This window comes from Tumebacillus permanentifrigoris (assembly GCF_003148565.1).
GTDB lineage: Bacteria > Bacillota > Bacilli > Tumebacillales > Tumebacillaceae > Tumebacillus > Tumebacillus permanentifrigoris.
Genome location: NZ_QGGL01000021.1, coordinates 16,727 through 39,744, shown reverse-complemented (window position 1 = coordinate 39,744; position 23,018 = coordinate 16,727). Strand labels below are relative to the sequence as shown.

Here is a 23,018-nt window from a genome sequence, read left to right as displayed (position 1 = left end):
TATTTGCTTTTATTTTACACTATTTTTCAGCAGAAAGGCATAGAGAGCGCTCGGCTCTGAGAAGTCGCGCAGCAGGAGGTCTGGGTGTAGCGCTTCGAGCGTTTCATACGTACAGCCTCCGGTCGCGACAGCAACGACTTGGGCGCCGATGGCGCGGGCAGCCTGAATGTCTTTGTCAGTATCCCCGATCACCACGACTTGCTCTGGGGAAAAGGAGATGTTGTAATGGGCAGACGCGTTGTCGACGCCCTTTTGGAGCATCACCGAACGGTCCACCGCGACCTCGCAGAAGCCGCCGACCGGGAAGTAGGAATTGAGATCGTGCACATCGAGTTTGATGCGAGCACCGCGTTCAAAGTTCCCTGTCCCAAGCGCGTTGTACCACGCGGGTTCATGAAGCGTGTGTTCGAGGATCGAGACGACCCCAGGGAGCAGGATGTTGTCCTCGCTGTCCGCTTCTCGTTGCAACAGTTTATAGTAGAGATCGAGAAATTGCGGCATGTCCGCCTCCGCATTGGGAAGTGCATGCTTGGCAAAAGCGCCCTCGATAAAATGCAGATCGAGACCGCCCGCCATGCCGATCCCGTGGAAGGCGTCGGCAATCCCATAGACCTGTTCAAAAGCCTGCTCCATCGCGCGTTTCCCACAGCCTCGGCAATGCATCAGCGTCCCGTCAATGTCCCATAGCAACAATCGTTTCATCGGTGTTGCACCTCCCTCTGTAGCTTCCTCAAAAGCCGCTCGCGGCGATGATTGAGTTCCGCCAGTTCGTGGTCGACCGCAAGCGACCGCAACGCGAGTTTGCGGGCCTGCACGCGTTCAAGAGTCTCGACCGTCAGTGACAGCGCTTGTTGATAATCGCGGACTTTGTGTTCATAGTACTTCGCCAGCTCCACCCGCGGAGCTGTTTGCCAGAGAGCGGGGCCGGTCAGGAGGTCGTGCCAGAGCAGAGCGGCTTTGTCATGGCGCTGGAGGCGTTTGTAATGTAAGGAGAGCTTCCAGAGCGCTTCTCTCGCATACTCTTCGCGCTCCTCCATCTCCGTCACGCGCACCAGACAAGCCTCGCTAAATTCACCCTGCGACCACTCCTCATACCACCTCGACAACCCAAAAAGCTCCTCCGGGTGCGTCGCCGCTTGCAAGGGTTCCTCGACCAACTGCCCGATATGATGCGACAGCGTCACAAGCGTCAGGATGTCATGTACGTTGTGCGTGAAGATCCCGGTCAACCGCCGCGCGTCCAAATCAGTCTGGTAGGCAAAGTACAGTTCCGGTGCCATCGCGCCCGGCGTGTCATCGACGCGAGCGAACCCGAGAATCTCCTGTTCCAGCGTGATCAGGCGGCAGTTGGCGAGGACTTTTTTCCAAAGACGACGAGCAGGTGGCAGGAGGTCCAAGTGGACGGTCTGTTCCAGATCAAGTCTAGCCATCGTATAGCGAGTTTCGAGCAATTTCCAGTCAAAACCTTTGCCATTGAACGAAACCATCGCCCGAAACCGACCCAACAATTCGCGCAGCGACCAGAGCAGCGCCCGCTCCTCCGCATATTCGCGCAAAAAATACTGGCGCACCACAAACTCGTCCTCATCATAAAACCCCAAACCAAACAAAAAAATAAAGTTCCCCGCGCCCGAGCCCAAGCCCGTCGTCTCCGTATCAAAAAAGCAGATGTCCTCCCACGAGAGGGCGTCTGCTTTTTTCACCTTGCAGACTTTCTGCAGGACAGACAGCGGCAAATGTCGGGTGCGAGACAGTGGATAATGCCCATGCAACGAGAGCACATCAAACCTAACATCCCTGTAATAACACGGGCCAAATGGCGTCTGCTCCACCGTTCCCGGAATCACCACTTCCAACGCGGACTCCGGCAGACCATGGGTCTGTGCTTCCGCTTCAGATAAAAGCGTCTCAAGCGTCGCCGAATCAAGACGATCCGAAAAAAAGGCACCCGTTCCGTCCACATCACAATGTGTTTCGAGTGCCGCCCCCGTCCGCTCAGAGGATGTCGCAGCGTTCGTTTCCGTAGCCACCGCCGTACCTTCAGAGGCGACGTCCTTCCTATATGTTTTCAAGCGATCGCGAAGACTGCGCATCGGCGGTGGCCCCCTTTTCCGTCACTTTCAGATCCGAACATATATTCGAGATCAGACGTAGAACTCCTGCACACCCAGAGTCAGGTAATCCAATCCATATTCACGATACGACCCCGGTTCAATGCTATCCACCGCAGGCAACAGCGCCAATTGCGCCGTGAATTCGAGCCGCAGACGGGCGATGTCGAGACCTTGGTAGACATCGGGCAGAGCTTCCAGCGTGCTGAAGCAATATGCATACAACTTGCGGAAGCCGCGCAAGTAGCCTTGGTTGATTTTGAACTGGGCCGTGGCAACTTGGACCAGTGCCTTGTAGAACGACTTGAGCGGCTCTTGCGACTCCGCCTTCCACGCCAATTCGAACAGCTCGTGACACTCATAGAAATCGCGCTCTTCATTAAAGAGGCGCAGAAACTCCCTCACCTGATCGTTCAAAGCCAAGCCCCCCTATAGAACGGCACCGTCACGCCCATACTAGACAAAGAGGTGATCCAAGTGCCATTGCAGATCGTGCATGATTTTCTCCAAGAGACGGAGAACGGAACCATACTAACCCTGTACCTCTCGCGTCACACCGACGTCGAGATCGCCCAAGAGCTGGGTCGCTTCGAGGACCCCTTTGATGACCGCAATGTCTATTCTTACATCCAGCGCCGTTACCGGCAACTGCCGATCAATCAAATTCGCCTCGTCACAGGCGAGCACCAAGTCATCACGCTCTCCTACATGAGCATCCTCGCCCACAAACGCAGTGCCGGGTGGCACTAACAATAGCTCTCCAATCGACTTGCGACATGATCGAGAGCCTCATCCCCGCGCCGCCCAAACGGGGCGACCGTGCGGAGGGTGGGGATGTCGTTGGAGGAGCGAGTTCTCCAATGAGGTGATTTTCCTCATTGGGGTGTCTGAGCGGGGCAACGATATCCCCACCCGGAGCGGCACACACCCCGCCGACAGCCCCTACCCCTCCACCCGCCCACCCATCTCCTTCTGCATCCGAAACACGCGCTGTCCCTTCATCTCCTCCTCATACGCCACCACAAACCCCAACTTCTCATAAAAACGGATCGCCCTCGCATTGCTCAGCGACACCCGCAACTCCAACCGCTGCACAGCAAACGGCCGAAAAAACATCTCCACATACTCATGCAACAACTTCCCATACCCGCGCCCACGATACTCTGAACGCAAGTAATACAAATTCACATACCCAACCTTCCCTCCCTCACGCAGAGTCAACTCCAACTGCCCGACATTCTCCCTGCCCTCAAACGCCAGCACCTGCCCGAGCGGAAACTGCTCACAGCGCATCTGCAACCACACCAGATACTCCTCATCCCGCCCATAATGCTCATACGAACCAAAACTGACCAAAAACGAATCCCGCCGGTTCGGAATGACCCACGCCTGATCTCGCTGTGGATCGATCGCGCGAAATGTCAACATGCCGTCGCCCCCATCACCCGATCGTATTTTGAACATTGTAACACCTGCATCATGCTTCCGGGTAGCGCGGGTGGTACACTAAGCATACACACACCAGAAAGGATGACCCCCATGATCAGACCCTTAACCCCGGCCGATGCCGCATCATACTGGGAGTTGCGGCTGCAGATGCTCCAAGCGCACCCAGAAGCCTTTTCCGATTCCTATGAAGAAGCGCTCCAGCGCCCGAACCCGATCGAGATCTTTGAAAAACGCTTCGCTCCATCCCCCACCTCCTTCACCTTGGGCGCCTTCACCGACAATGACCAACTCGTCGGCGTCGTCACCATCGTCCGCGAACAGTCGCAAAAACTCGCACACAAAGCGAACCTCTACGCGATGTACGTCGCTCCAGCAGCGCGCGCCAAAGGCTATGCCCAAGACCTGATCCGTGCCGCAGTCGCCAAAGTCCAGACCGACCTCCCCGGCGTCGAGCAGATCAACCTGACCGTCACCGCCAGCAACACCGCCGCCCGCACCCTCTACACCAAACTCGGGTTCCAAACCTACGGGCATGAAGCTCGCGCGATCCGGGTGGGAGATACCTTCTACGACGACGACCACATGGTCCTCAAACTACCCCACTAACTCCTATACCAAAAGAAGCCTGTCGCAAACACCCTTGCGACAGGCTTCTTTTTTCCAAACAGGTGTCTACGAACTCCCTCTCAGGACGCCAACACCGACACCGCTTCCCCACGATACACGAACGCTTTGCCATTGATCCAGAGGAGATTCAACCCTGACGTTTTCAACAACTTGCTCAAGTGACGGTAGCTCACGTGGTGCTCACGCGCCAGATCGACGACGCGGACGATGGAATCGGACGAGACGTTTTTCAGACGAGCGTAGAACTGTTTCAGCACTTGTTCATGGGTCATGGTGGAATCCCTCCAGATCGAATTGGTCTCTGGTATAGAGTATGACCCGATCTAGCAAAACTATTCCTGTTGCTTGCTAGTTTTTGAGAATAAATGTACGCACAATTCTGACCCCCACGCGAATATACATGGAACAGGGGCTTACCGAGGAGGGATACAGGGTGCGATTTTCCTGGGGGTACAGTTTATACGTGACGCTCTATACATTGTTCTGGCTTTCACTTACCGTGATTGCCTATCGCACATTCCTGTTTGACGGGGGCCGTGACAGATGGATACCAGCGGAGTGCTACTTTTTCCTGATGGGGTTGTTGCTCCTGGTCTTCGGGGGTATCCGTACCTTGCATCGACGGCAGCCGGGGGAACTCTACGATCCTGTCAGCATCAGTTTTTCCCTGTCCGGCTTGTTGCTGGTCATCTATTCGAACCTCGCCTAACATGCAAAAAGTGCCCCCCGCCGTGCAGGGAGCACTTTTTAGTTCATCACATCCCGACCCCAGCCTCCAAAAAGCGGCGCGTTACGGCTTTGCCGTGCTCGCCGACGATCTCGACAGGGCCAACGCAGGAGGGGCAGCCCGTTTCGCAACTACAGCCATTGAGCATATCCAACGCCGATTGGAACAGCAACCCATGCACGCCGTACAGCTTGTCGGCGAGCCCGATGCCACCTGGGTAGGAATCATAGAGGAACACCGTCGGGGCCTTGGTGTGCAGCGCGCGCACTTGCGGCTGGACATGCAGGTCGCCGGGCGCACACATCAGATAGATCGGGGCCACGCCTTTTAAGAGATTCGCCGTGCCGACCAGACCGCTCTCAATCTGCTCCTTGCTGAGATCCTTCGTGAACGCTTCGTCATACGCAACCCAGTAGGACATCGTGTGCAATTCGGCTTCCGGCAGGTGGATTTTGCCCCAGCCGAGGTTCTCATGCGTGTCGAACTTGATTTTTTTATAAATCGTCGGCAACGCATTGACCGCCACTTCGCCAAACCCATGCTGAACTTGCTCGGCATCTGTACGCTTGAACTCGTCGAGCACCGTCAACTGCACCGCCAATTCTGCATCTGTGTAGTAATCGCTGTCCACTTTGCGCACAAACGCTTTGCCGTATTCGAGATCGAGCTTCTCCACTTGGAACTGGATGCCTTCGTGGATGTAGATCGCCTTCTCATGCAGGGTGGTCAGCGCGGAGAAGCGGTCGGTCTCCCCGATGACGCGATTTTGCTCCGTCATGTCGATGATCACGACGTTCTCCTGCGCCGCCGAACGCAGCGAGATGTTGTGGCTCGGCAGGCTGTCGTTCATCCAATAATACCGCTCGTCCGACGCTTTGTTCAGCACGCGCTCCTCAACGAGGAAATCCAAGACCTCCTCCGTCGTCGCCACGCCAAACTGCTCCCCTTGTTCAAACGGCAACTCATACGCCGCACACTTGATATGGTCCACGAGGATGATCAAATTCTCCGGGTGTACCCAAGCATGCTCCGGCGATCCTTCAAAAAAGTACTCCGGGTGCTGGATGATGTACTGATCCAGCGGTGCGGACGAAGCGACGAGGACGGTGACCGCCTTACCATGCCTCCGTCCGGCGCGTCCCGCCTGTTGCCAGACAGACGCGATCGTTCCTGGGTAGCCTGTGATCACACAAGCTTCCAAACTCCCGATGTCGATGCCAAGTTCCAGTGCGTTGGTCGAGACGACCCCGCGCACATCCCCGCCACGAAGTCCCCGCTCAATCTCCCGGCGTTCGTTGGGCAGATAGCCGCCGCGATAGCCCCGGACCGACTTTTGCGGCACGATGCCGGCGGTGCTCTCCTTCAAGTAGGTGAGCATGACTTCCACCTGTGTCCGCGCCTTGGTGAACACGATCGTTTGGATGTTGTTCGTCAGCAGGCTGGTCGCGATGCGCCGTGCCTCCAGCAGCGAACTGCGGCGGATGCCGAGCTGCTGGTTGACGACCGGCGGGTTGTAAAAAACAAAGTGCTTCTCCCCGCGCGGCGCCCCTGACTGATCCAGCAGTTCAAAATCCTCGCCGAACAATTCCACCGCCAGCTCGCGCGGGTTGGCGATCGTCGCTGAACAAGCGATGAACTGCGGATCGGAACCGTAAAACTTGCAGACGCGCTTCAACCGACGGATGACGTTCGCCACATGCGAGCCAAACACGCCGCGATACATATGAATCTCGTCGATGACGACATATCTCAAGTTCTCAAACAGCTTCACCCACTTGGTGTGGTGCGGCAGAATCCCCGAATGCAACATATCCGGGTTGGTCACGACGATGTGCCCCGCCTGCCGAATCGCTTGGCGGGCGGTGACCGGCGTATCCCCGTCGTAGGTGAACGTCTTGATGTCTTGCTCCAAATGCTCGACCATCTCATGCAGTTCCTTCATCTGATCCTGTGACAGCGCTTTGGTTGGGAACAGGTACAGCGCGCGGGCAGAAGGGTCGTTGAGAATGCGGTTGAGCACGGGCAGGTTGTAGCAGAGCGTCTTGCCAGACGCCGTCGGCGTGACGACGACGGCGTTTTTGCCGCGTGCAATCGTATCAAAAGCCTGTGCTTGGTGGGAATAGAGTTGGCGGATGCCTTTTTTCTGCAACGAGTCTTGAATACGTTCGTCCATCCCCGTCGGGAAGTCTGTGTAGACCGCTTCCTGCGCTGGGTAGACACGCCAATGCGTGACATTGCGCATGAACGACTCGGTGCGCTTCCACTCGTCGAGCAACAGATCGAGATTCATGAAGTTGTTCATCTCCTTAGCTTGTACCCCTTCTCGTTGGGGGTATTGAATTCCTCTTGGAAATTAGCAACTTTAATAGTTTACAGAAATGGAGTATAGTAGAAGAGAGTAAAGATTTGTAAACCCACCCTATTACTAGAGAATATTCGATAAAAAAGGACTGGCACATGAGCCGCAAACTATCCACTGTACTGAAGCTATTCGTACCGGCATTGCTTTTGCTCTGCACCACCATCCTGCTGGTTCAAGTTGCTCTCAATGCGCTCTATCAAGAGAAACAGGACAAGCTCTCCGCGATCTCGGTGATCCTCCAACACCGCTTGTCCACCGATCCGAGCATCACCAATGCGATGGCCTACGCAAACCAACCGGTGCTCTATCAGCAGATCCAAAACCTGCTCGATGAAACGTTTCCTGCTGACAGCGATCTAAGCGGTTCGCTGTACATCGCACAAACACATCAGGTGGTGGCCTACGCTCCACATCACAACAATGAAGCGCTGCCCTTCAAGCTGCCCGGCGACCTGCAGCCGGCTGAGTTGTTGGCGACGATCGAGACGGGAAAACCGCATTTCTACTACACCGTTTCCGTCATGCGCGGCACCCGGATCTACAACTATGCCACCGCCGTCTACCAAGCGGGCAACGTGCTCGGGGTGCTCTCCGTCAGCCAGACGGCCAACTCGATTCAGATGCAGGAGACGGCGATCTGGCTGTCCGGCTCGGCGATCTGCTTGATTGCGTTAACGCTGTTGCTCGCCATCGGTGTGAGCACCTACCGCAAGGAGCAGCATCTGCAACTCGAACAGAACAATCTCATCAACTGGTTAAAATCCTACGATGGCGACACGCTCTCCGTGAACACCATGAATTCTCAACTCGACCTGCTGAAAAACCTCCCCCACGCTTTCAAAGACGCTGTCGATCTCGTCCACCACTACCGCCGCCAGCAACGCCACGCGCTCGACCAGTTGCCGCTGGGCCTGTTGACACTCGATGCAACGGGGCGTGTGCTGTACACGAACCCGTTTTTCTCCCAGATGTTCGGGTACAGCGGGGAGGAAGTGCTCTCGTGGGATGGCACGCGCTGGCAACAAGTCTACCGCATGTTAGACGGAACCTACGTCTCAAACGAACTGCGCAAGGGGCGACGCATCGAGAACCGCATCGGACTGTTCCGCCACAAAAACGGGGAGGAGATCCCCTTCTCGTTGACGATGCGCGAACTGCCGCCGGTACAAGCCCAGCCTGCGGGGTGGCTGTTGATCTGCTACGATCTCTCGAAGGAATTCACGATCGACCGCCTGACGCAGAAGACACAAGTGCTCCTGCAATCGGTCGCCTTGAACGTGTTGTTGCTCGATGCCAACCAACGCATCGAATACATCTCGCCGGAACTGTGTACGTTGGTCGGCTGTCACGAATCGGATGTCGTCGGGCAGCACTTGGCGGACGCGATGCTCTGGCAGTTGCCCGATCGGGAGCACGCCCTGCACGAAGCGTTGCAAAAAGTGCTCGCGAACGGTCGCCGCGACCACTTGCCACAGGGGCCGGCCCTGTTGCAAGGCCGTGAGTATCTGCTGGAGTACGATCTGTTCCCGATCCTCAACCCGTTGACGCAGGATGCGGACGGCTGCATGATCTTCGTCAAGGACACCACGCTCTACCAAGAGTGGGAGCAGTTGTCGCGCCGAGTGGATGCACACTCCAACTATGTACAGATGGCGGCGACGATTGCACATGAAGTGCGCAACCCGATGACTTCGGTGCGGGGCTTCCTGCAACTGCTGGCCAAGGATCTCAAGGGCGACGTCCAACAGATGTACTTACATGTGATGCAGACGGAGATCGACCGGATGAACGCGATCCTCACCGAATACCTGAGCATGGCGCGTCCTGTGCAGGAATTGGAGTGGGAGCCGATCGATCTGGCCTCGTTGATCAGGGAGACGTTCCTCGTGCTGGAGGGGGAAGCGAACTACCGGGGTGTGTTGCTGGAGTTGAATTTGGAGGAAACGCATAGCATCGAAGGCAACGCCCGCGAGTTGAAGCAAGTTTTGATCAACCTCGTGCGCAACGCATTCGATGCGATCGAAGGCCCGAGCGGACGGATCGAGATCCGTCTGCGCAATGGTGTGATTGAAGTTGCGGACAACGGCTGTGGCATGACGTTGGAGCAGATCGAGCGCATTTTTGAACCATTCTTCACCACCAAAGCGACAGGCACCGGCCTCGGACTGCCCGTCTGTCGCAAGATCGTGGAGACCCACCGAGGCACGCTCGAAGTGATGAGCGCGGTTGAGGTCGGGACGGTGTTTACGATCCGGTTTTGAGAAAAAAGACCTCGGCCCCGGGCCAAGGTCTTTTTTTAGGTCGGGTACTTATCGTGGTATAATGGAAATAATATCTTTGAGAGATTCGGAGAACACACACTACGGGAGGTTCTATATGTTACAGTATCGCTTTCAAAACCTCGGGCCCATTGAAACAGGTGAAGTTCAGGTTAAAAATCTGACGATCCTGTGTGGGGAGAATAATACGGGGAAGACATATGGGACGTATGCGATTTATGGGTTATCAAAGGAGCTTTCTCATCTCGAAATGGAGTTCCCAGAACTTATTGACATGCAGAATGAAGATGTGGGTGAAATACAAGTTGACTTAGAGGATGCACTTGATCAGTTGGATACAAAACTAGATACGGTGTGTTTTGAATTCTCACGTAACCTCTTTCGTTTATTTAGCGTAAAATTCGATGCCTTTGCGTCTGCTGACATTGGGTTGCAAGTAGACATTGAACAATTTAAAAACGTGCTTCGAGAAACCGAATATAATAGTTCTATCCACTATGCGTCTTTTGGAAGACTTCAATTTCTCAAGAAACTTGGTACATTAGCTACCCGAGTTATTTCCACAGGGTTTTTGACAGAAAACAAAATCCAAAAACAACTTGTCGCTTCTCTTGGAGCGCAAATTCTTAGTCGGTATGTTATTTCCGATTTGTTTTCTGAGACATTTTTATTGCCTGCAGAACGCTCAGGTATGAACTTATTTTTCAAAGAATTGAATGCTTCAAGAAATGAACTTGTGCATGACCTCGGGATCGGATTGGTCAATGATGATCTTTTGGATGTCAGAAACAAGCTGGAACAAAATATTTCCCCCTATGCGGTTCCGATCTCAGACTATCTCCAATTCTTAAACCGATTAGAACTCTATGCGAATCAGGAAGGCCCATTTGTTGATATTGCTAGAGAAATCCAAACCAACATCATCAAAGGAACTTACGAAGTAAAAAACCAACAGGTATTCTATATAAATCAGGATGGAAAACAAATCAATCTGCATGTCTCCTCCTCAACTGTCAAGTCACTGTTCGGTTTAGTATTCTACCTTACCTATATGGCAAAAAAGGGAGCATACCTCATCATCGACGAACCCGAACTCAACCTCCACCCTGACAACCAGCGCAAACTCGCTCGTGCTCTAGCAAAAGCCGCAAACCGTGGGCTTCACGTCATCATATCCACCCACAGCGACTACATGGTGAAGGAATTCAACAACTTGCTCATGCTCTCCAAACTGACCAAAAACCGCGAAGAAATCATGCAAAAATACGGCTACACCGAAGATGAGCTCCTCAAGCCCACCGATGTAGCCCCCTATCTCTTCATCGAAAATCGGATCGAGCCTATGCTCATCGATCCGAATGAAGGCATCATCGCGGAAACATTCGACAAAGTCATCAATAGCGCAAACCAAGCAGCAGACGACATCTATTACTCGCTACAGGAGGAACAACAGGATGGCGACTGATTTTTTCGATGCCTTGCATCAGGTTGTCGAATCCAAACTCGTCCTCCAACCTGACCCGCAAAACCTCCTCCTCCTCGCAGAAGAGCACAACCAAGGAGAAGGTACTTTAGGCGAGTCTGTCTGGCTGAAAAAACGAGGCAAGATCTTCGCCTTTTCCCTCGACCAAAAAGGTCTCGACGTCTTCCCGTTCTTCAAAAACACGACAGGCGGGATCAAAAAGAAAAACGATGCCATCTTGTTTTGCCAAGACGGTACCGACTGCTTTGTATTTATCATCGAACTGAAATCAGGCAACCCTGGAGATGGTGTCATCCAGCTCAAGGCTGGTCGCAATTTTGTCGACTACTTGCTCCGTACCATCGACTTACATTTCAACAAACAATTCGAATGCCAATACCGGCACATCATCTTCCACACCCGCAAATCTGCCCAAAAAGGAACGTTCCGTCGCGCCAAACGAGAACCTAGTACTGTAGGTGAGCTGCAAGTCTACTTTGAAAAATGCAACCAAACCTACAGCATCGATGAATTCTTTTAGGCCTTACAAAAAAGGACCCCTCTGCCCACGCAGAGGGGTCTTTTTTCCTTACATCTCTTCCGGGAGCCAGTTGCGAACGCCGTCGTCCTCCAGAATCCCCAGCGTGACATCCGATACGTCGTGGTCCCGCAGGATCAAGTCGCGCACACGGAGTTTGATATCGTCCGCATCGGCGAGCGAGAAGCCTAGCATCAATTCGATGTATGTCTCGGAATGGTTATTCCGTCCCTCTTGCACAATCCGCATCTTGTTGGTATCCGTCACGTCCGGGTCGGCAAAAATCAATTCTGCTACCCGATCAGCACCGCGACAACCCCCGTCTAATACTTTGAACTCCGTATAGTTAGACACTAAGATCGCTACCAACGCGAACAACGCTCCCAAGGTGGCAACCAAGTCCTCATAGAACATCAACCGCGTCGGAGGCGATGCCTGGCCTGCATGCCGAAACGCAGCTACCAACAGCCCGACACCTCGCGCCTCCACGCGGCTCTCCTGTGCAATCTCATGCATCGCTTTATGCAACACATAGCCGTCGACGAGGATCGCCGCCCCCAGCGCAATCACATCCCAGAGCACACTCGTAACGGTCGCCGGATGCTGGATCAGATGCCAGCCCTCACAGATCGTCTCGTAGGCCATCATCGTCACCACGAGCACGGCCACCATACAGACCAAGTTGATCACCCGCCCGAAACCGGTCGGGAATTTGCGCGTCGGTTTGCGTTCTGCCATCACACTCCCGACAAATACAAGCCCTTGGTTGACCGCATCCGCCACCGAATGCATCGTGGAGGCAAACATCGCCCCATTGCCGCTCAGAGCGGCGGCAACTCCTTTAACACCACCAGCAATGTATTGCCGATCGCGGAGGAACGATTGCCTTTTTTCACAAGCTCCCAGAACATGCGCTCACGTTGAACATCCCCTTTTTACTACTCTATCAAAGACCCCGATGAAAAACGCGAGACGGGGGAACAGTAATCTACGTGCTCTCATTCCTAGCATTCCCCTAAGGAGGGTTCTCATGAAACGCACGTTGTTCCCGCTGCTCCTCTCTGGTCTGCTCGCGACGAGTTTGTGCGTCCCAGCCACGACCGCTCATGCCCAAGGACGCAACTTGACAGACCTCGGCAACTCCTACGCACAGATTGAAATTCAAGCCCTGATCGACCAGAACATCATCTCCGGCTACGAGGACAACACCTTCCGTCCAAGCGCTTCGATGACCCGCCAAGAATTCGCCACCCTGCTCGCCAAAGCACTCAAGCTCACCCCCGATTCCACGGCCGCTGCGAAATTCACCGACGTCGAGGACTGGGCTCGCCCCTATGTCGGTGCGCTGGTCTCCGCCAACCTGACCTCAGGGACGGGAACCACGACATTTGGCGCGCTGGAGCCGATCTCCCGCGAGCAGTTGGCGACCTTCTTCATCCGGGCGATGGGCAAGTCCGAGGAAGCGAACACCTATGCACTGACCTCCTCATTTGCAGACGAAGGCCAGACCAGCGACTATGCCAAACCGCTCGTCGCGCTCACACAACACATCGGCTTCATCAAGGGCAGCCAAGGCACCAGCGGCTGGATATTCGATCCACAAGGCAACGCCGAGCGCCAAGCGGTCGCCCGACTCGCCTATGAATTCTCCACCCACGGCACGACCTACACGGGCAAAGCCGACCAGATCGGGCGCGTGATCGCCCTGCTCGACCAAACGGATGCAGCGATGAACAGCCTCGCTTCGTTCCATGCCACCGAGCGCATGACCGCCTCGCCCGATCTCGTGGTTGCCGCCGAGGTTGATTTCACCCGCTCCCCGTTCACTGCGCACGAAACCAGCACCGTGACCGGTACAGATGTGGACGGCCAGGCGCTCAACGTGCAAAGCGAGTCCTACGTCGCGGACGGCACCGCCTATATGCAGAGCCCGGACAAAACCTGGGGCAAGATGGCGTTCCAAGGGTCGCTCGACGACCTCGTCCCCTCCCACAACACCAGCACCAAGGAATACCATGCCATCGCGCCCTATCTGACCGTGACCGAGGATGCGACCACCTACACCTTGTCAGGAACGGTGCCTAGCGTTGTCCTGAACAAAGTCGTCGCCGCCCCAGACGCCAGCACCCCCGATGTGCAATTCCAAAGTGCGGCCTACTCGTTTGTCCTCGACAAAACGACGCACTACCAAGTAAAGTCGCACACGGAGACCGCCCTGACCACCGGCGAGAAATCCACGTTCGACATGACCCTGACCAACTTCAACGGCGTCCAACCGATCACCGTCCCCGACGAGATCAAAACCAACGCAACAGCTATGTAAGCACGTAAAAAAGTCGAAGCCATCGCTGATGGCTTCGACTTTTTTTACCATACTCTCTCCCGCTTGTGATAGATGGTGTGAAAGTACGGGCGAATGGTTTAGAATGAAAGGACATACAGGAGGTGAGCAAGATGCCAAGAGCGGAGAACCGTAAGAAACCGACCAATCAATCGGGTGGCATGAAACCAGGTGGATTCCAAAACAAGCAAGCCAATGGCTCGAATGGTGGGGCATTTGGCAGTGCTGCTGCGAAGAAACAGGAACTCATTGAAAAGATGAAAAAGCAAGCCGAGAAAAAAAGCCAAGAACAATCCTAAAAACCTGCGACTGCGAAAAAACCCCTCTGCCTGCTTAGGCAAAGGGGTTTTGCATGCTACCTCCTCAATCGATCCTCTCGAAGGTCTCACACCTTCTCCGGCAAAAACCGCAGCGAGAACATCGCCGCGACCCCGACCAGCGAAGCCACTCCAAACACCGTGTACGTGCCAAAAATCCCTACGCTGTCCAGCAACAACCCGCCGACCATCGTGCCGGCCATCGAGCCGAGCCCATTGCCGATCGCCGAGTAGATCCCGAGCGCCGTCACGCGAATCTCTGTCGGGGTGTTGTCCCGCACAAACTGTGCAGCCGCCGGGAGAAACAACCCGACCGACAGCCCTTGCACGAACAGCAGCGACATCACCAACATCGGCGCGGGTTCCAAGCCATAGAACAGCCAGCGCAGTGCGGAAATCAAACCGGAGAGCACCAGCGCCCACATCAACCCGGTGCGCGAAATCACCCGCCCAGCAAGCTTCATCACCGGCGCTTCACTGCCTGCCGCGATCAGAAACGACAAGCCCACGCCGGCGACGTTCCCGCCGATTGCCGTGAAGAAAATCGAATAATAGCTGTTGTTCGCCTGAATCGTCCCGAAGATCAGGAACGTCCCGAACAGGAACACCATAAATCGCGGCAGGCGCACCAACTGCCCAAGTCCCTTCAAGAGCTGGAACTCCATGCGCGTGGACTCCTGTGGCAACGACCTCGTCAACAACACACAGACGAACATCGCCGCCGCGTAGATGTAGAAGATCGCCTGCAAACCGGTCACATCCGCCATCCGCCCGGCAAACATCGAAGCGACCGCGAACCCGATCGCGCCCCACAAGCGCAGCGACCCGTAGTCACCGCCGTGCTGTTGCACCGTGCGCAGCGAGATGCTGTCGATGATCGGAATCGTCGAGGAATGGAACGTCGACATCGCGGCAAACAGCACGAGGAACATCACATACCCACCAACTTGCGGGTAGAGCAACGCCAACACCCCAGCGGTCGGCAACGTCACATACAACACCAATCGTTGCGCCTGCCAACGGTCGACGATCATACCCCAGATCGGTTGGAACAGCACGGTCATGACCGGCCCGATGCCGGTGATGATCCCGATCTGTTGCCCGCTCAAGCCGTTTTCGCGCAGGAACAGCGGCAACATCGGATACAGCGCACCAAATGCGATGAAGAAAAAGAAATAATAGGCCCCAAGCGTCCGTGTCTTGCCACGTGCTTCGGATCTCGAAGGTTGTAAGAGTTCCAGAATCGACCACCGTCCCGCATGTGTTATACTAGAAATGAAGTTTGGAAAGGAGTGCCCTCATGTCGCACAGTCACGATCACAGCCATGATCACACTCATACACACGAAACGCCCAACACCAAGGAGAAGTTTTTGGAACGTCTCAAGGAACAGGGCTTCAAGCTCACCGGCAAACGCCGCACCATCGTGGACATCCTGTTAGAGGAAGACCGCTACATCAGCGCCAAAGACCTGCTGGAGCTGCTCAAAATCCAATTCCCACGCCTGAGCTTCGACACGGTCTATCGCAACCTCCATCTCTTGAAGGAGGAACGACTGATCGAGGAATCGGTGTTCGGTGACGGCGGTAGCAAGTTCCGCATCGCCTGCGATGCCAACCACCATCACCACCACTTCATCTGCACCGTATGCGGACGCACCCAACTCGTCGAAGGTTGCCCGATGGATGCCCTCCAACTGGAGACTCCGGCCGGGTTTCACATTGAAACGCATCGCTTTGAGATCTTCGGGCACTGTGCGGACTGCTGTCAGTCCAGCCTGTAACCCATCGCCTCCGCCATCCTCTCCAACACCACGTCGAGCAGTCGCGGGTGTTGGCCCAGCGGCGAGGCGATTTTGATCTCCACGCCATGCGCCGCTTCCTTCGCCTGCCGCACGGCCTTGCGCATCAAATAACCCTCGGATAGGAAAAAAGGCGCGACCGTCACCCGGTCGACGCCCGCCGCTAGGACGCGGGTCACCGCTTCGGCGATGCGCGGGCTCTGGAAGTTCAAGTAGCCCACCTCCACCACCGCTCCGCTCTCCGATCGCAAAAAAGCGGCGAGTTCCGCAAGCGTCTCCTCGCCGCTGCCTGGCACTTCACTTCCATGTGCCAGCACCACGATTCCAAGCTTTGGCATCTCCTTCGCCCTCCGAACTACTTCACTTCAATAGTTTCTACCTTACCCTTTTTTGCTCTCCCCGTCCACCCAGCCCTTGCGGATTGCGAGGATCGCCGCTTGTGTACGATCTTCGACACTGAGTTTGGCGAGGATGTTGCTGACGTGTGTCTTCACCGTCTTGATCCCGATGTAGAGAGTCTCACCGATCTGCTGGTTTGTCATCCCTTGGCCGATCAGACGCAACACATCCATCTCACGCTCCGTCAGCAGGTCGGTCACAGGCGCAACAGGCTTCGGCTTTTGCAAATTGGCGACAACCTTCGCCGCCACTTGCGGCTCCAGCACCGTCTCGCCGTGGAAAACTTTGCGGATCGCGATGGCGAGTTCATCGCCGAGCACCGTTTTCAACAAATAACCAGATGCTCCCGCCTCCAAGGCTGGGAGCACTTTTTCATCCTCCAGATACGAGGTCAGCACCAGCACTTTGGTCTGCGGGTATACCGCCAGCACTTCGCGTGTCGCTTGCACCCCGTCGATGCCGCCCATCACGAGGTCCATCAGCACCACATCTGGCTTCACCTGTTGCACCAGCTCGACACCCAGCTCTCCAGAATTCGCTTCGCCGACGATTTCAACGTCCGGCTCGGTCAGTAAGTAGGTGCGTACACCTAGCCGCACCATGTCATGATCATCTACCAATAACACTCGGATGTTGCTCATCGCGATCCCCTTCCCCCTTGCCGTACAAACTCACCCAGACGCGCATCTCCGTGCCTTGGCCGGGACTTGTCAAAACATCCAGTCGCCCGCCGACTTCCTCCGCCCGTTCGCGGATCGACTGGAGTCCATACGATCCCCCGCGGGACTGCTTCGGGTCGAACCCTTGCCCGTCATCGGAGATCGCGAGGCAGACGCGCTCGCCCTCACGCACCAATTTCACCGTCAAGCGCTTCGCTGAGGCATGGCGAATCACGTTCGACACCGCCTCCTGCGCGATGCGGAACAAGTGCGACTCCATCCCATCGCTCAGCCGCACGACGCCGTTGAGCTCCATGTCATAACAGATCTGGTGGCGTGGACATACGTCTTGTAAAAAGCGATCCAACGCTTCGGCGAGGGATCGCCCTTCTAACTCCACCGGTCGCAAGTGCAACAGCAACGCCCGCATCTCCGCCTGTGCCTTGGAGGCCATCTCCTCCAGTTGTGCGATCAGCGGACGAGCACGCTCGACATCGCGGTCGTAGATCTTGCTGGCCGCCCCTGCCGTCATGCCGATCGCGAACAACTGCTGCGAGACCGAGTCGTGCAGATCGCGAGCCAGACGTTGGCGTTCCTCCACCGTGGCAAGCGTAGCCGCACGTTGTGCCAGCCGTTCGTTTTTGTCGACGAGCCGCCCGAGGGCGAGCACATGGTCTTCCAAGCGTTCGGCCATCCCGTTCAGAGCGCCGACCAGTTCGTTGATCTCGTTCTCCTCGCCGAGCACCTCGATCCGGTGCCCGAGGCGACCGTTGGCCCAGAGCATCGTCGCTTCGACCAAGGTGCGCATCCGCTCCTGCATCGCGCGCGACTGCGTATAGCCGCCGCTGATGCCGACGACGAGGATCGAGACCAGCGCGGACAGCAACAAAATCACCGCGAGCACGATCCATTGCCCGGACGTCAACGCAGCGAGGGGGAGCAACGGGGTCGTGGACAGCCAGTCGTGCAGGGTGACACTGCCGCCGACCAGCCCGACAAACACAGCAAGCGCCGCAGCCGTTGTGCGCACGAAGGCGAGCAACAACGACCAGCGGACGCTTTTGAATCGGCTATCCAACCCGCGCAACATGGATATCACCAAACTTCACGAGGATGTGTAAGCGAACTTTCCGGTCCGCTTCTTCGTAGCCATTGCTTTTGTAGTAGAGCGTGCCGTTGGCATTGCGCTGGTCGAGCACGCGGTTGGAGCCCAGTTTTACTTTGGATTCCACCAACACATCCAACCCATCGGGCAGGAAGATGTCGATATCACCTGCTTTGCACTCGATGTCGAGCGTGGTCTCCCCTTCGGGGATGAACGTGTCGCGCAGGTCCAAACAGATCGTTCCTGCACGCATCATGATCCGCGAGGTTTCCAGTTTCCAATTCGCGCCCCCGATGCGCAGGTCACCCGCTTGGTTCGAGATGATGCGCGGTGTTGCTTGCTGCGGGGTCGAACTCGTCAATGTAGCTGTTGGTCCACTCGATGCCGTGCCGGACGGAGCTGTGGGAACGTGATCCGTTTTTTTCAGACTGATCTTGTTCGTGCTCACCGGCGTTCGGTCAGGTGCTCGGTCAGGTGTTCGATCTGGTGCTCTGTCCGGCTCCTGTAGTGGTTCCGGGTCCGCATAGCGAATCGACGTGCGTGCCTTGCGCCCCCCAGACTTGCCGAACAGGAGCAGGAACCCGAACACGATCAATGCACCTGGGACGAGCAGTTTGGCCCACGAGACGCTGAGCAAGCCGAGGTTGTTGAGCAACAGCATCGCTCCGCCCGCGATCCCGACTGTATTCCAAACCATACCAAACCACGCCCGACGCGCAACATCCCCGATCCAGCCGATCAGTGAAAAATAGATAATGATCGCAGGCCAAAACGTGTGGAACACATCCCGGACGGTCTGTCCTTCCCATACACCAAAATTCACAAGTGCCATCACCGCACCGACACCTAGCAAGAGCGCTCCCCAAAATCTCATGATCTCCGCTTCCTTTCTTCACCCTACCAAATTTCTCTGTTAACCTCATTATACCTCCTCACCCCTGCGCTTGCCCCCCACGATAGACGGTGCGCGCCTCCGTCTTGAGACGGAGATCATTGTAATGTGAAAAAAGAGGAGTTCCCTATGTGGGACTCCTCTTTTTGGCAACTCATCGCTTCGTGCGAGATTTTTTTAGAAACTGATCGTTTTCAGTACGACCACCTCTCCTCATGGTTCTAGACAAGTGCCAGCTTCACCCAAGTCTAGCGCCCCTAAACAAGATGCGAGTTCGTTACAAGTATGTATGTACAACCAATCGGTCCGCCCCTCCTCGCGCCAGTTGTCGAGATGGATCACCGGTGCAAACCCCTGCTGTTTCAAGAGAAACGGCAAGGCGAGCACGTCGCCTGGTGCAAATGCATAGACCTGGCGCAAGCGGGTCGAGCGTGCGGTGAAGTACGCGGACATATCCGCGAAACCGGCTTCGAGTAAACGGGTCCCCAATCCCTGTCGCCGTCGAGAAGGGATGATCCGCAAGCCTGTCAACTGCGCAATTCCCGATTGAATCGCTTCCCTGACTCCCCAGCTCAAGGTGCCGAGAATCAGCCCGTCCTCCTCGATGACCAACGTCCGATCCCAGAGCAAATTGCATTCTGCATAGCGCTTGGCTTCCCCAAAGTCTGGACTAAAATGCTGCAAGTACTCGCGCACCAAGTACGTATGATCCAAGTCCTCCGCCAATCGAATCTCCATGCGTGTACATCCCCCTCTACATCTGTGAACATTCCCCTTGTAGAGTATAGCACCTACACTACTGCAGAAATACGAAAAAAGTATCGGTCGTTTTGCACAAGTGGAGAAAAAAGAGCGCCTGCCGCGAGGGCAGACGCTCTTTTTTAATTCGATGAGGTTAGACCAACATGCCTTGGAGCAATTCCTGTGCTTTGTCCAGCGCTTCTTGCAGTTTGGTGACGTCCTTGCCGCCTGCTTGCGCGAGGTCAGGACGACCGCCGCCGCCACCGCCGGTGATCGACGCGACTTCCTTCACCAGTTTGCCGGCTTGGATGCCTTTGGCGTTGAGGTCTTTGGTGACCGCCACGACAAACGAAACTTTGTCTGCGCCCTGTGCAGCCCCGAGCACGATGACGCCGGAGTCCAGACGCGCTTTCAAGTCTTCGGCGATCGCGCGCAGGCCGTCCATGTCCACGCCCTCCAACTTCGCTGCGAGGAACGGGACGCCGTCCACGTCGCGGATCTGCTCGACGAGGTTTTTCACTTCACCCATCGCCAGCTTCGACTTGAGCGATTCGATTTCTTTGCCGAGATCCTTGATGTTGCCTTGCAGGATGTCGACGCGCATCGGGATGTCGGTGATGTTCGACTTGAGCTTGCCTGCAACGTCCTGTAGGAGGCGTTCACGCTCTGCTACGAACTCGTAAGCCCCCTTGCCCGTAACCGCTTCTACGCGGCGCACACCTGCCGCGATGGACGACTCTGTGAGGATCTTGAACAAGCCGATCTCGCCAGTGGAACGCACGTGGCAACCGCCGCAGAGTTCAATCGAGTAGTCGCCCGCTCTGACCACGCGCACGACATCGCCGTACTTTTCGCCGAACAGCGCCATCGCGCCCAATTTCTTCGCATCGTCGATCGACATCTCGTTGATGTCCACCACTTCATTTGCCCAGATCTGCTCGTTGACGCGACGCTCGACTTCAGCGATCTCGTCCGCATTCATGCCCGACAGATGTGAGAAGTCAAAACGCAGGCGCTCCGGCCCGACCAAGGAACCGGCTTGTGCCACATGCTCGCCCAGCACATCGCGCAAGGCTTTGTGCAGCAAGTGTGTCGCGGTGTGGTTGCGGGTGATGGCGACACGGCGCTCGTAGTCGATCGACGCTTCTGCTTCGTCCAGAACTTTCACCGTGCCCGAGAGCACGCGCGCTTTGTGCAGGTTGTAGCCGTTCGGCGCTTTTTGCACATCGAGAACTTGAACGATCGCCGATGCCCCGACATGGATCAGGCCGATGTCGCCAACCTGACCGCCCGACTCTGCGTAGAACGGAGTTTGCGACAGGAACAGCGCGACTTCCTCGCCTTCATGCGCTTCCTCGACGATCCCTTCACCCGTGATGATCGCCAGCACTTGTGCAGCCGTAGCCGTCTCCGAGTAACCGACAAAGTTCGAGCTGATGTCCAGCTCGTTGTAGAGGTCGGTTTGCACCGCCATCGAAGTGACGTCTTTGCGTGCTGCGCGTGCGCGTTGGCGCTGTTCGTTCAGCGCTTTTTCGAAACCTGCTCGGTCGATCTCGATCCCTTGCTCCGCGCAGATGTCTTCGGTCAGGTCGATCGGGAAGCCGTAGGTGTCGTACAGGCGGAACGCTTCCTCGCCTGGCAGGATGTTCGCCCCTGCCCCTTTTACGCGACCCAACACTTCCGCCAGCAGGGTTTCCCCGTCAGCGAGAGTGACATGGAAGCGCTCCTCCTCGGCTTTTACGACGCGCTCGATGAACTCGCGCTTTTGCAAAACTTCCGGGTAGAATTCGCCCATGATGTCGCCGACGATCTTCACCAGCGAGAACATGAACGGTTTCTCAATGCCCAATACCTTCCCGTAGCGAACCGCACGGCGGAGCAGACGTCGGATGACGTAGCCACGGCCTTCGTTGGACGGCAGTGCGCCATCACCGACGGAGAAGGTCACGGTACGGATGTGGTCTGCGATGACTTTGAACGCGATGTCGACGTCCGGCGACGCGTGATAGGTCTGGCCAGACAGTCGCGCAGTCTCTTCGATAATCGGCAGGAACAAGTCGGTGTCGAAGTTGGTTTCGCCGCCTTGGATCAGCGAGACGAGACGCTCCAGACCGGCGCCGGTATCGATGTTTTTCTTGGGCAGTTCGGTGTACGTGCCGTCTGCGTTGTGGTTGAACTGCGTGAAGACGAGGTTCCACACTTCGAGGTAGCGAGTTTCGCCGTGGTTATCCGGGTGGAACGTCTCATCCGGGCCCAGCTCCGGCTTGCGGTCGAAGAAGATCTCCGAGCAAGGACCGCACGGGCCTTCGCCGATGTCCCAGAAATTGTCTTCCTTGGTGCGGGCGATGTGATCCTCCGGCATGCCGATCTCCTTCGTCCAGATGTCAAACGCTTCGTCATCCTCAACGTGGATCGTGCAATACAGGCGAGACTTGTCGAATTTCAGTTCCTCGGTCAGGAACTCCCATGCCCAATGGATCGCGTCTTTTTTGAAATAATCACCGATCGAGAAATTGCCGAGCATCTCGAACATCGTGTGGTGGCGGGCTGTTTTCCCGACGTTCTCGATGTCGTTGGTGCGGATGCACTTCTGCGAGTTGGTCATGCGCGGGTTTTTCGGAAGCTCAGAACCATCAAAGAACTTTTTGAGCGGTGCCATCCCCGCGTTGATCCAGAGCAAGGTCGGGTCGTTGTACGGAACGAGCGAAGCGCTCGGTACGATGTCATGACCTTTGGATTCAAAAAACTTCACAAATCGGTTGCGGATCTCAGAGGACTTCATCAGACAAAACTCCCTTCAGATAGTAAAAAAAGCCTTCCATCCCTGTAAATCCAGGGACGAAAGGCTGTTGTAGACACATTCGCGGTACCACCCTGGTTACCGGGTTTTTGAGTAAACTACAAACCACGGTCACCTTGGAGTGCGGTAACGGGCACGATCCGGCAGGGTTGACCTGCACTCAGAAGCAGCGTTCCGACATCCTTCACCCAAGTGTCCTCTCAGCCTGTGGGACACTCTCTCTGCGGGGAGGCTATGCCATACTCCTCTTCGTCGATGCATTCGTATATAGGTGTTACTTTCCATTATACGTGCGACAACCTCATTTCGTAAAGTAGTCTCCCCCTGATTAGACCCCCCTATACGAATTACAAGAGAATTTTGTCCTGAACGTGAAACTTTTCCCTGCGCCCAACGTCCTATATAGAG

The 23,018-nt window shown here is 55.8% G+C and carries 22 protein-coding genes and 1 pseudogene; 9 read left to right on the top strand and 14 right to left on the bottom strand.

The annotated features are described in order from the left end of the window. Positions 1–9: 9 nt before the first annotated feature. Genes C7459_RS19510 through C7459_RS19500 form a run of 3 tightly spaced genes read right to left on the bottom strand, consistent with a single transcriptional unit; the run spans position 10 to position 2,528 of the window. On the bottom strand, positions 10–702 hold the full coding sequence (locus C7459_RS19510) for an HAD hydrolase-like protein (RefSeq protein WP_109690962.1): 693 nt from the start codon (positions 700–702) through the stop codon (positions 10–12). Next, the gene (locus C7459_RS19505; RefSeq protein ID WP_109690961.1) at positions 699–2,093 is read right to left on the bottom strand and encodes a ribonuclease H-like domain-containing protein; all 1,395 of its coding nucleotides are present in this window, start codon (positions 2,091–2,093) and stop codon (positions 699–701) included. The genes C7459_RS19510 and C7459_RS19505 overlap by 4 nt, the downstream gene beginning before the upstream one ends. Before the next feature lie 51 nt (positions 2,094–2,144). Further along, on the bottom strand, positions 2,145–2,528 hold the full coding sequence (locus C7459_RS19500) for a DUF309 domain-containing protein (protein WP_170119571.1): 384 nt from the start codon (positions 2,526–2,528) through the stop codon (positions 2,145–2,147). Between the two features lie 60 nt (positions 2,529–2,588). Here C7459_RS19500 and C7459_RS19495 point away from each other — a divergent pair, with 60 nt between their 5' ends. Then, positions 2,589–2,861, top strand: coding sequence for a hypothetical protein (locus tag C7459_RS19495; RefSeq protein WP_109690959.1), 273 nt, complete (start codon positions 2,589–2,591; stop codon positions 2,859–2,861). 192 nt (positions 2,862–3,053) lie between these two features. Here the strand turns inward: C7459_RS19495 and C7459_RS19490 are convergent, their stop codons facing one another. After that, complete coding sequence (locus C7459_RS19490; RefSeq protein ID WP_170119570.1) at positions 3,054–3,539, bottom strand: GNAT family N-acetyltransferase; 486 nt, start codon at positions 3,537–3,539, stop codon at positions 3,054–3,056. Between the two features lie 111 nt (positions 3,540–3,650). Between C7459_RS19490 and C7459_RS19485 the strand changes: the two genes are divergently transcribed. Continuing rightward, a complete protein-coding gene (locus C7459_RS19485) occupies positions 3,651–4,166 on the top strand; it encodes a GNAT family N-acetyltransferase (protein WP_170119569.1) in 516 nt (171 codons plus the stop codon). Between the two features lie 80 nt (positions 4,167–4,246). Here C7459_RS19485 and C7459_RS19480 read toward each other — a convergent pair whose 3' ends face one another. Beyond that, positions 4,247–4,459 (bottom strand): hypothetical protein, encoded by a 213-nt coding sequence (locus tag C7459_RS19480; protein ID WP_109690957.1) that lies wholly within the window; start codon positions 4,457–4,459, stop codon positions 4,247–4,249. 161 nt (positions 4,460–4,620) lie between these two features. On the opposite strand from C7459_RS19480, the gene C7459_RS19475 reads away from it, so the two are divergent. Further along, positions 4,621–4,896, top strand: coding sequence for a hypothetical protein (locus C7459_RS19475; protein ID WP_109690956.1), 276 nt, complete (start codon positions 4,621–4,623; stop codon positions 4,894–4,896). 46 nt (positions 4,897–4,942) lie between these two features. Here the strand turns inward: C7459_RS19475 and C7459_RS19470 are convergent, their stop codons facing one another. Then, the gene (locus C7459_RS19470; RefSeq protein ID WP_109690955.1) at positions 4,943–7,216 is read right to left on the bottom strand and encodes a DEAD/DEAH box helicase; all 2,274 of its coding nucleotides are present in this window, start codon (positions 7,214–7,216) and stop codon (positions 4,943–4,945) included. 155 nt (positions 7,217–7,371) lie between these two features. Between C7459_RS19470 and C7459_RS19465 the strand changes: the two genes are divergently transcribed. The 3 genes from C7459_RS19465 to C7459_RS19455 all read left to right on the top strand — a co-directional run bounded on the left by C7459_RS19465 (position 7,372) and on the right by C7459_RS19455 (position 11,558). Continuing rightward, positions 7,372–9,537 carry an ATP-binding protein gene (locus tag C7459_RS19465; RefSeq protein ID WP_109690954.1) on the top strand — a complete coding sequence of 722 codons (2,166 nt, stop codon included), beginning with the start codon at positions 7,372–7,374 and terminating at the stop codon, positions 9,535–9,537. 115 nt (positions 9,538–9,652) lie between these two features. Beyond that, the gene (locus tag C7459_RS19460) at positions 9,653–11,020 is read left to right on the top strand and encodes an AAA family ATPase (RefSeq protein ID WP_170119568.1); all 1,368 of its coding nucleotides are present in this window, start codon (positions 9,653–9,655) and stop codon (positions 11,018–11,020) included. Then, positions 11,010–11,558, top strand: a complete 549-nt coding sequence (locus tag C7459_RS19455; protein WP_109690952.1) for a hypothetical protein — start codon at positions 11,010–11,012, stop codon at positions 11,556–11,558. Before C7459_RS19460 ends, C7459_RS19455 begins: the two co-directional genes overlap by 11 nt. Positions 11,559–11,606: 48 nt before the next feature. Here C7459_RS19455 and C7459_RS19450 read toward each other — a convergent pair. Continuing rightward, positions 11,607–12,466 (bottom strand): annotated as a pseudogene (locus tag C7459_RS19450) (cation diffusion facilitator family transporter). Positions 12,467–12,585: 119 nt separating this feature from the next. Here C7459_RS19450 and C7459_RS19445 point away from each other — a divergent pair. Then, positions 12,586–13,878, top strand: a complete 1,293-nt coding sequence (locus C7459_RS19445) for a DUF6612 family protein (RefSeq protein ID WP_170119567.1) — start codon at positions 12,586–12,588, stop codon at positions 13,876–13,878. Positions 13,879–14,009: 131 nt separating this feature from the next. Continuing rightward, positions 14,010–14,195 (top strand): hypothetical protein, encoded by a 186-nt coding sequence (locus C7459_RS19440; RefSeq protein ID WP_109690950.1) that lies wholly within the window; start codon positions 14,010–14,012, stop codon positions 14,193–14,195. Positions 14,196–14,281: 86 nt separating this feature from the next. Here the strand turns inward: C7459_RS19440 and C7459_RS19435 are convergent, their stop codons facing one another. Next, a complete protein-coding gene (locus tag C7459_RS19435) occupies positions 14,282–15,454 on the bottom strand; it encodes an MFS transporter (RefSeq protein ID WP_281272792.1) in 1,173 nt (390 codons plus the stop codon). 59 nt (positions 15,455–15,513) lie between these two features. On the opposite strand from C7459_RS19435, the gene C7459_RS19430 reads away from it, so the two are divergent. Continuing rightward, positions 15,514–15,996 carry a Fur family transcriptional regulator gene (locus C7459_RS19430; protein ID WP_109690948.1) on the top strand — a complete coding sequence of 161 codons (483 nt, stop codon included), beginning with the start codon at positions 15,514–15,516 and terminating at the stop codon, positions 15,994–15,996. Here the strand turns inward: C7459_RS19430 and C7459_RS19425 are convergent. From C7459_RS19425 to alaS, 6 genes are all read right to left on the bottom strand, one after another. Next, complete coding sequence (locus C7459_RS19425) at positions 15,981–16,352, bottom strand: sirohydrochlorin chelatase (protein ID WP_109690947.1); 372 nt, start codon at positions 16,350–16,352, stop codon at positions 15,981–15,983. The two genes, C7459_RS19430 and C7459_RS19425, sit on opposite strands and share 16 nt — an antisense overlap. A gap of 42 nt (positions 16,353–16,394) precedes the next feature. Beyond that, a complete protein-coding gene (locus C7459_RS19420) occupies positions 16,395–17,054 on the bottom strand; it encodes a response regulator (RefSeq protein WP_109690946.1) in 660 nt (219 codons plus the stop codon). Further along, on the bottom strand, positions 17,023–18,162 hold the full coding sequence (locus C7459_RS19415) for a HAMP domain-containing sensor histidine kinase (RefSeq protein WP_109690945.1): 1,140 nt from the start codon (positions 18,160–18,162) through the stop codon (positions 17,023–17,025). The genes C7459_RS19420 and C7459_RS19415 overlap by 32 nt, the downstream gene beginning before the upstream one ends. Continuing rightward, positions 18,143–19,051, bottom strand: coding sequence for a cell wall-active antibiotics response protein LiaF (gene liaF, locus C7459_RS19410; protein WP_109690944.1), 909 nt, complete (start codon positions 19,049–19,051; stop codon positions 18,143–18,145). Before liaF ends, C7459_RS19415 begins: the two co-directional genes overlap by 20 nt. A gap of 231 nt (positions 19,052–19,282) precedes the next feature. Continuing rightward, positions 19,283–19,807 carry a GNAT family N-acetyltransferase gene (locus C7459_RS19405; RefSeq protein WP_109690943.1) on the bottom strand — a complete coding sequence of 175 codons (525 nt, stop codon included), beginning with the start codon at positions 19,805–19,807 and terminating at the stop codon, positions 19,283–19,285. A gap of 157 nt (positions 19,808–19,964) precedes the next feature. Then, on the bottom strand, positions 19,965–22,592 hold the full coding sequence (alaS, locus tag C7459_RS19400) for an alanine--tRNA ligase (RefSeq protein ID WP_109690942.1): 2,628 nt from the start codon (positions 22,590–22,592) through the stop codon (positions 19,965–19,967). Between the last annotated feature and the right edge of the window lie 426 nt (positions 22,593–23,018).

Coding starts and splice junctions, on each gene's coding strand:
- C7459_RS19420 (WP_109690946.1), bottom strand. CDS start 17,054: ATGAGCAACATCCGAGTGTTATTGGTAGATGATCATGACATGGTGCGG.
- C7459_RS19455 (WP_109690952.1), top strand. CDS start 11,010: ATGGCGACTGATTTTTTCGATGCCTTGCATCAGGTTGTCGAATCCAAA.
- C7459_RS19415 (WP_109690945.1), bottom strand. CDS start 18,162: ATGTTGCGCGGGTTGGATAGCCGATTCAAAAGCGTCCGCTGGTCGTTG.
- C7459_RS19510 (WP_109690962.1), bottom strand. CDS start 702: ATGAAACGATTGTTGCTATGGGACATTGACGGGACGCTGATGCATTGC.
- C7459_RS19465 (WP_109690954.1), top strand. CDS start 7,372: ATGAGCCGCAAACTATCCACTGTACTGAAGCTATTCGTACCGGCATTG.
- C7459_RS19505 (WP_109690961.1), bottom strand. CDS start 2,093: ATGCGCAGTCTTCGCGATCGCTTGAAAACATATAGGAAGGACGTCGCC.
- C7459_RS19425 (WP_109690947.1), bottom strand. CDS start 16,352: ATGCCAAAGCTTGGAATCGTGGTGCTGGCACATGGAAGTGAAGTGCCA.
- C7459_RS19430 (WP_109690948.1), top strand. CDS start 15,514: ATGTCGCACAGTCACGATCACAGCCATGATCACACTCATACACACGAA.
- C7459_RS19490 (WP_170119570.1), bottom strand. CDS start 3,539: ATGTTGACATTTCGCGCGATCGATCCACAGCGAGATCAGGCGTGGGTC.
- C7459_RS19445 (WP_170119567.1), top strand. CDS start 12,586: ATGAAACGCACGTTGTTCCCGCTGCTCCTCTCTGGTCTGCTCGCGACG.
- alaS (WP_109690942.1), bottom strand. CDS start 22,592: ATGAAGTCCTCTGAGATCCGCAACCGATTTGTGAAGTTTTTTGAATCC.
- C7459_RS19470 (WP_109690955.1), bottom strand. CDS start 7,216: ATGAACAACTTCATGAATCTCGATCTGTTGCTCGACGAGTGGAAGCGC.
- liaF (WP_109690944.1), bottom strand. CDS start 19,051: ATGAGATTTTGGGGAGCGCTCTTGCTAGGTGTCGGTGCGGTGATGGCA.
- C7459_RS19480 (WP_109690957.1), bottom strand. CDS start 4,459: ATGACCCATGAACAAGTGCTGAAACAGTTCTACGCTCGTCTGAAAAAC.
- C7459_RS19460 (WP_170119568.1), top strand. CDS start 9,653: ATGTTACAGTATCGCTTTCAAAACCTCGGGCCCATTGAAACAGGTGAA.
- C7459_RS19485 (WP_170119569.1), top strand. CDS start 3,651: ATGATCAGACCCTTAACCCCGGCCGATGCCGCATCATACTGGGAGTTG.
- C7459_RS19440 (WP_109690950.1), top strand. CDS start 14,010: ATGCCAAGAGCGGAGAACCGTAAGAAACCGACCAATCAATCGGGTGGC.
- C7459_RS19405 (WP_109690943.1), bottom strand. CDS start 19,807: ATGGAGATTCGATTGGCGGAGGACTTGGATCATACGTACTTGGTGCGC.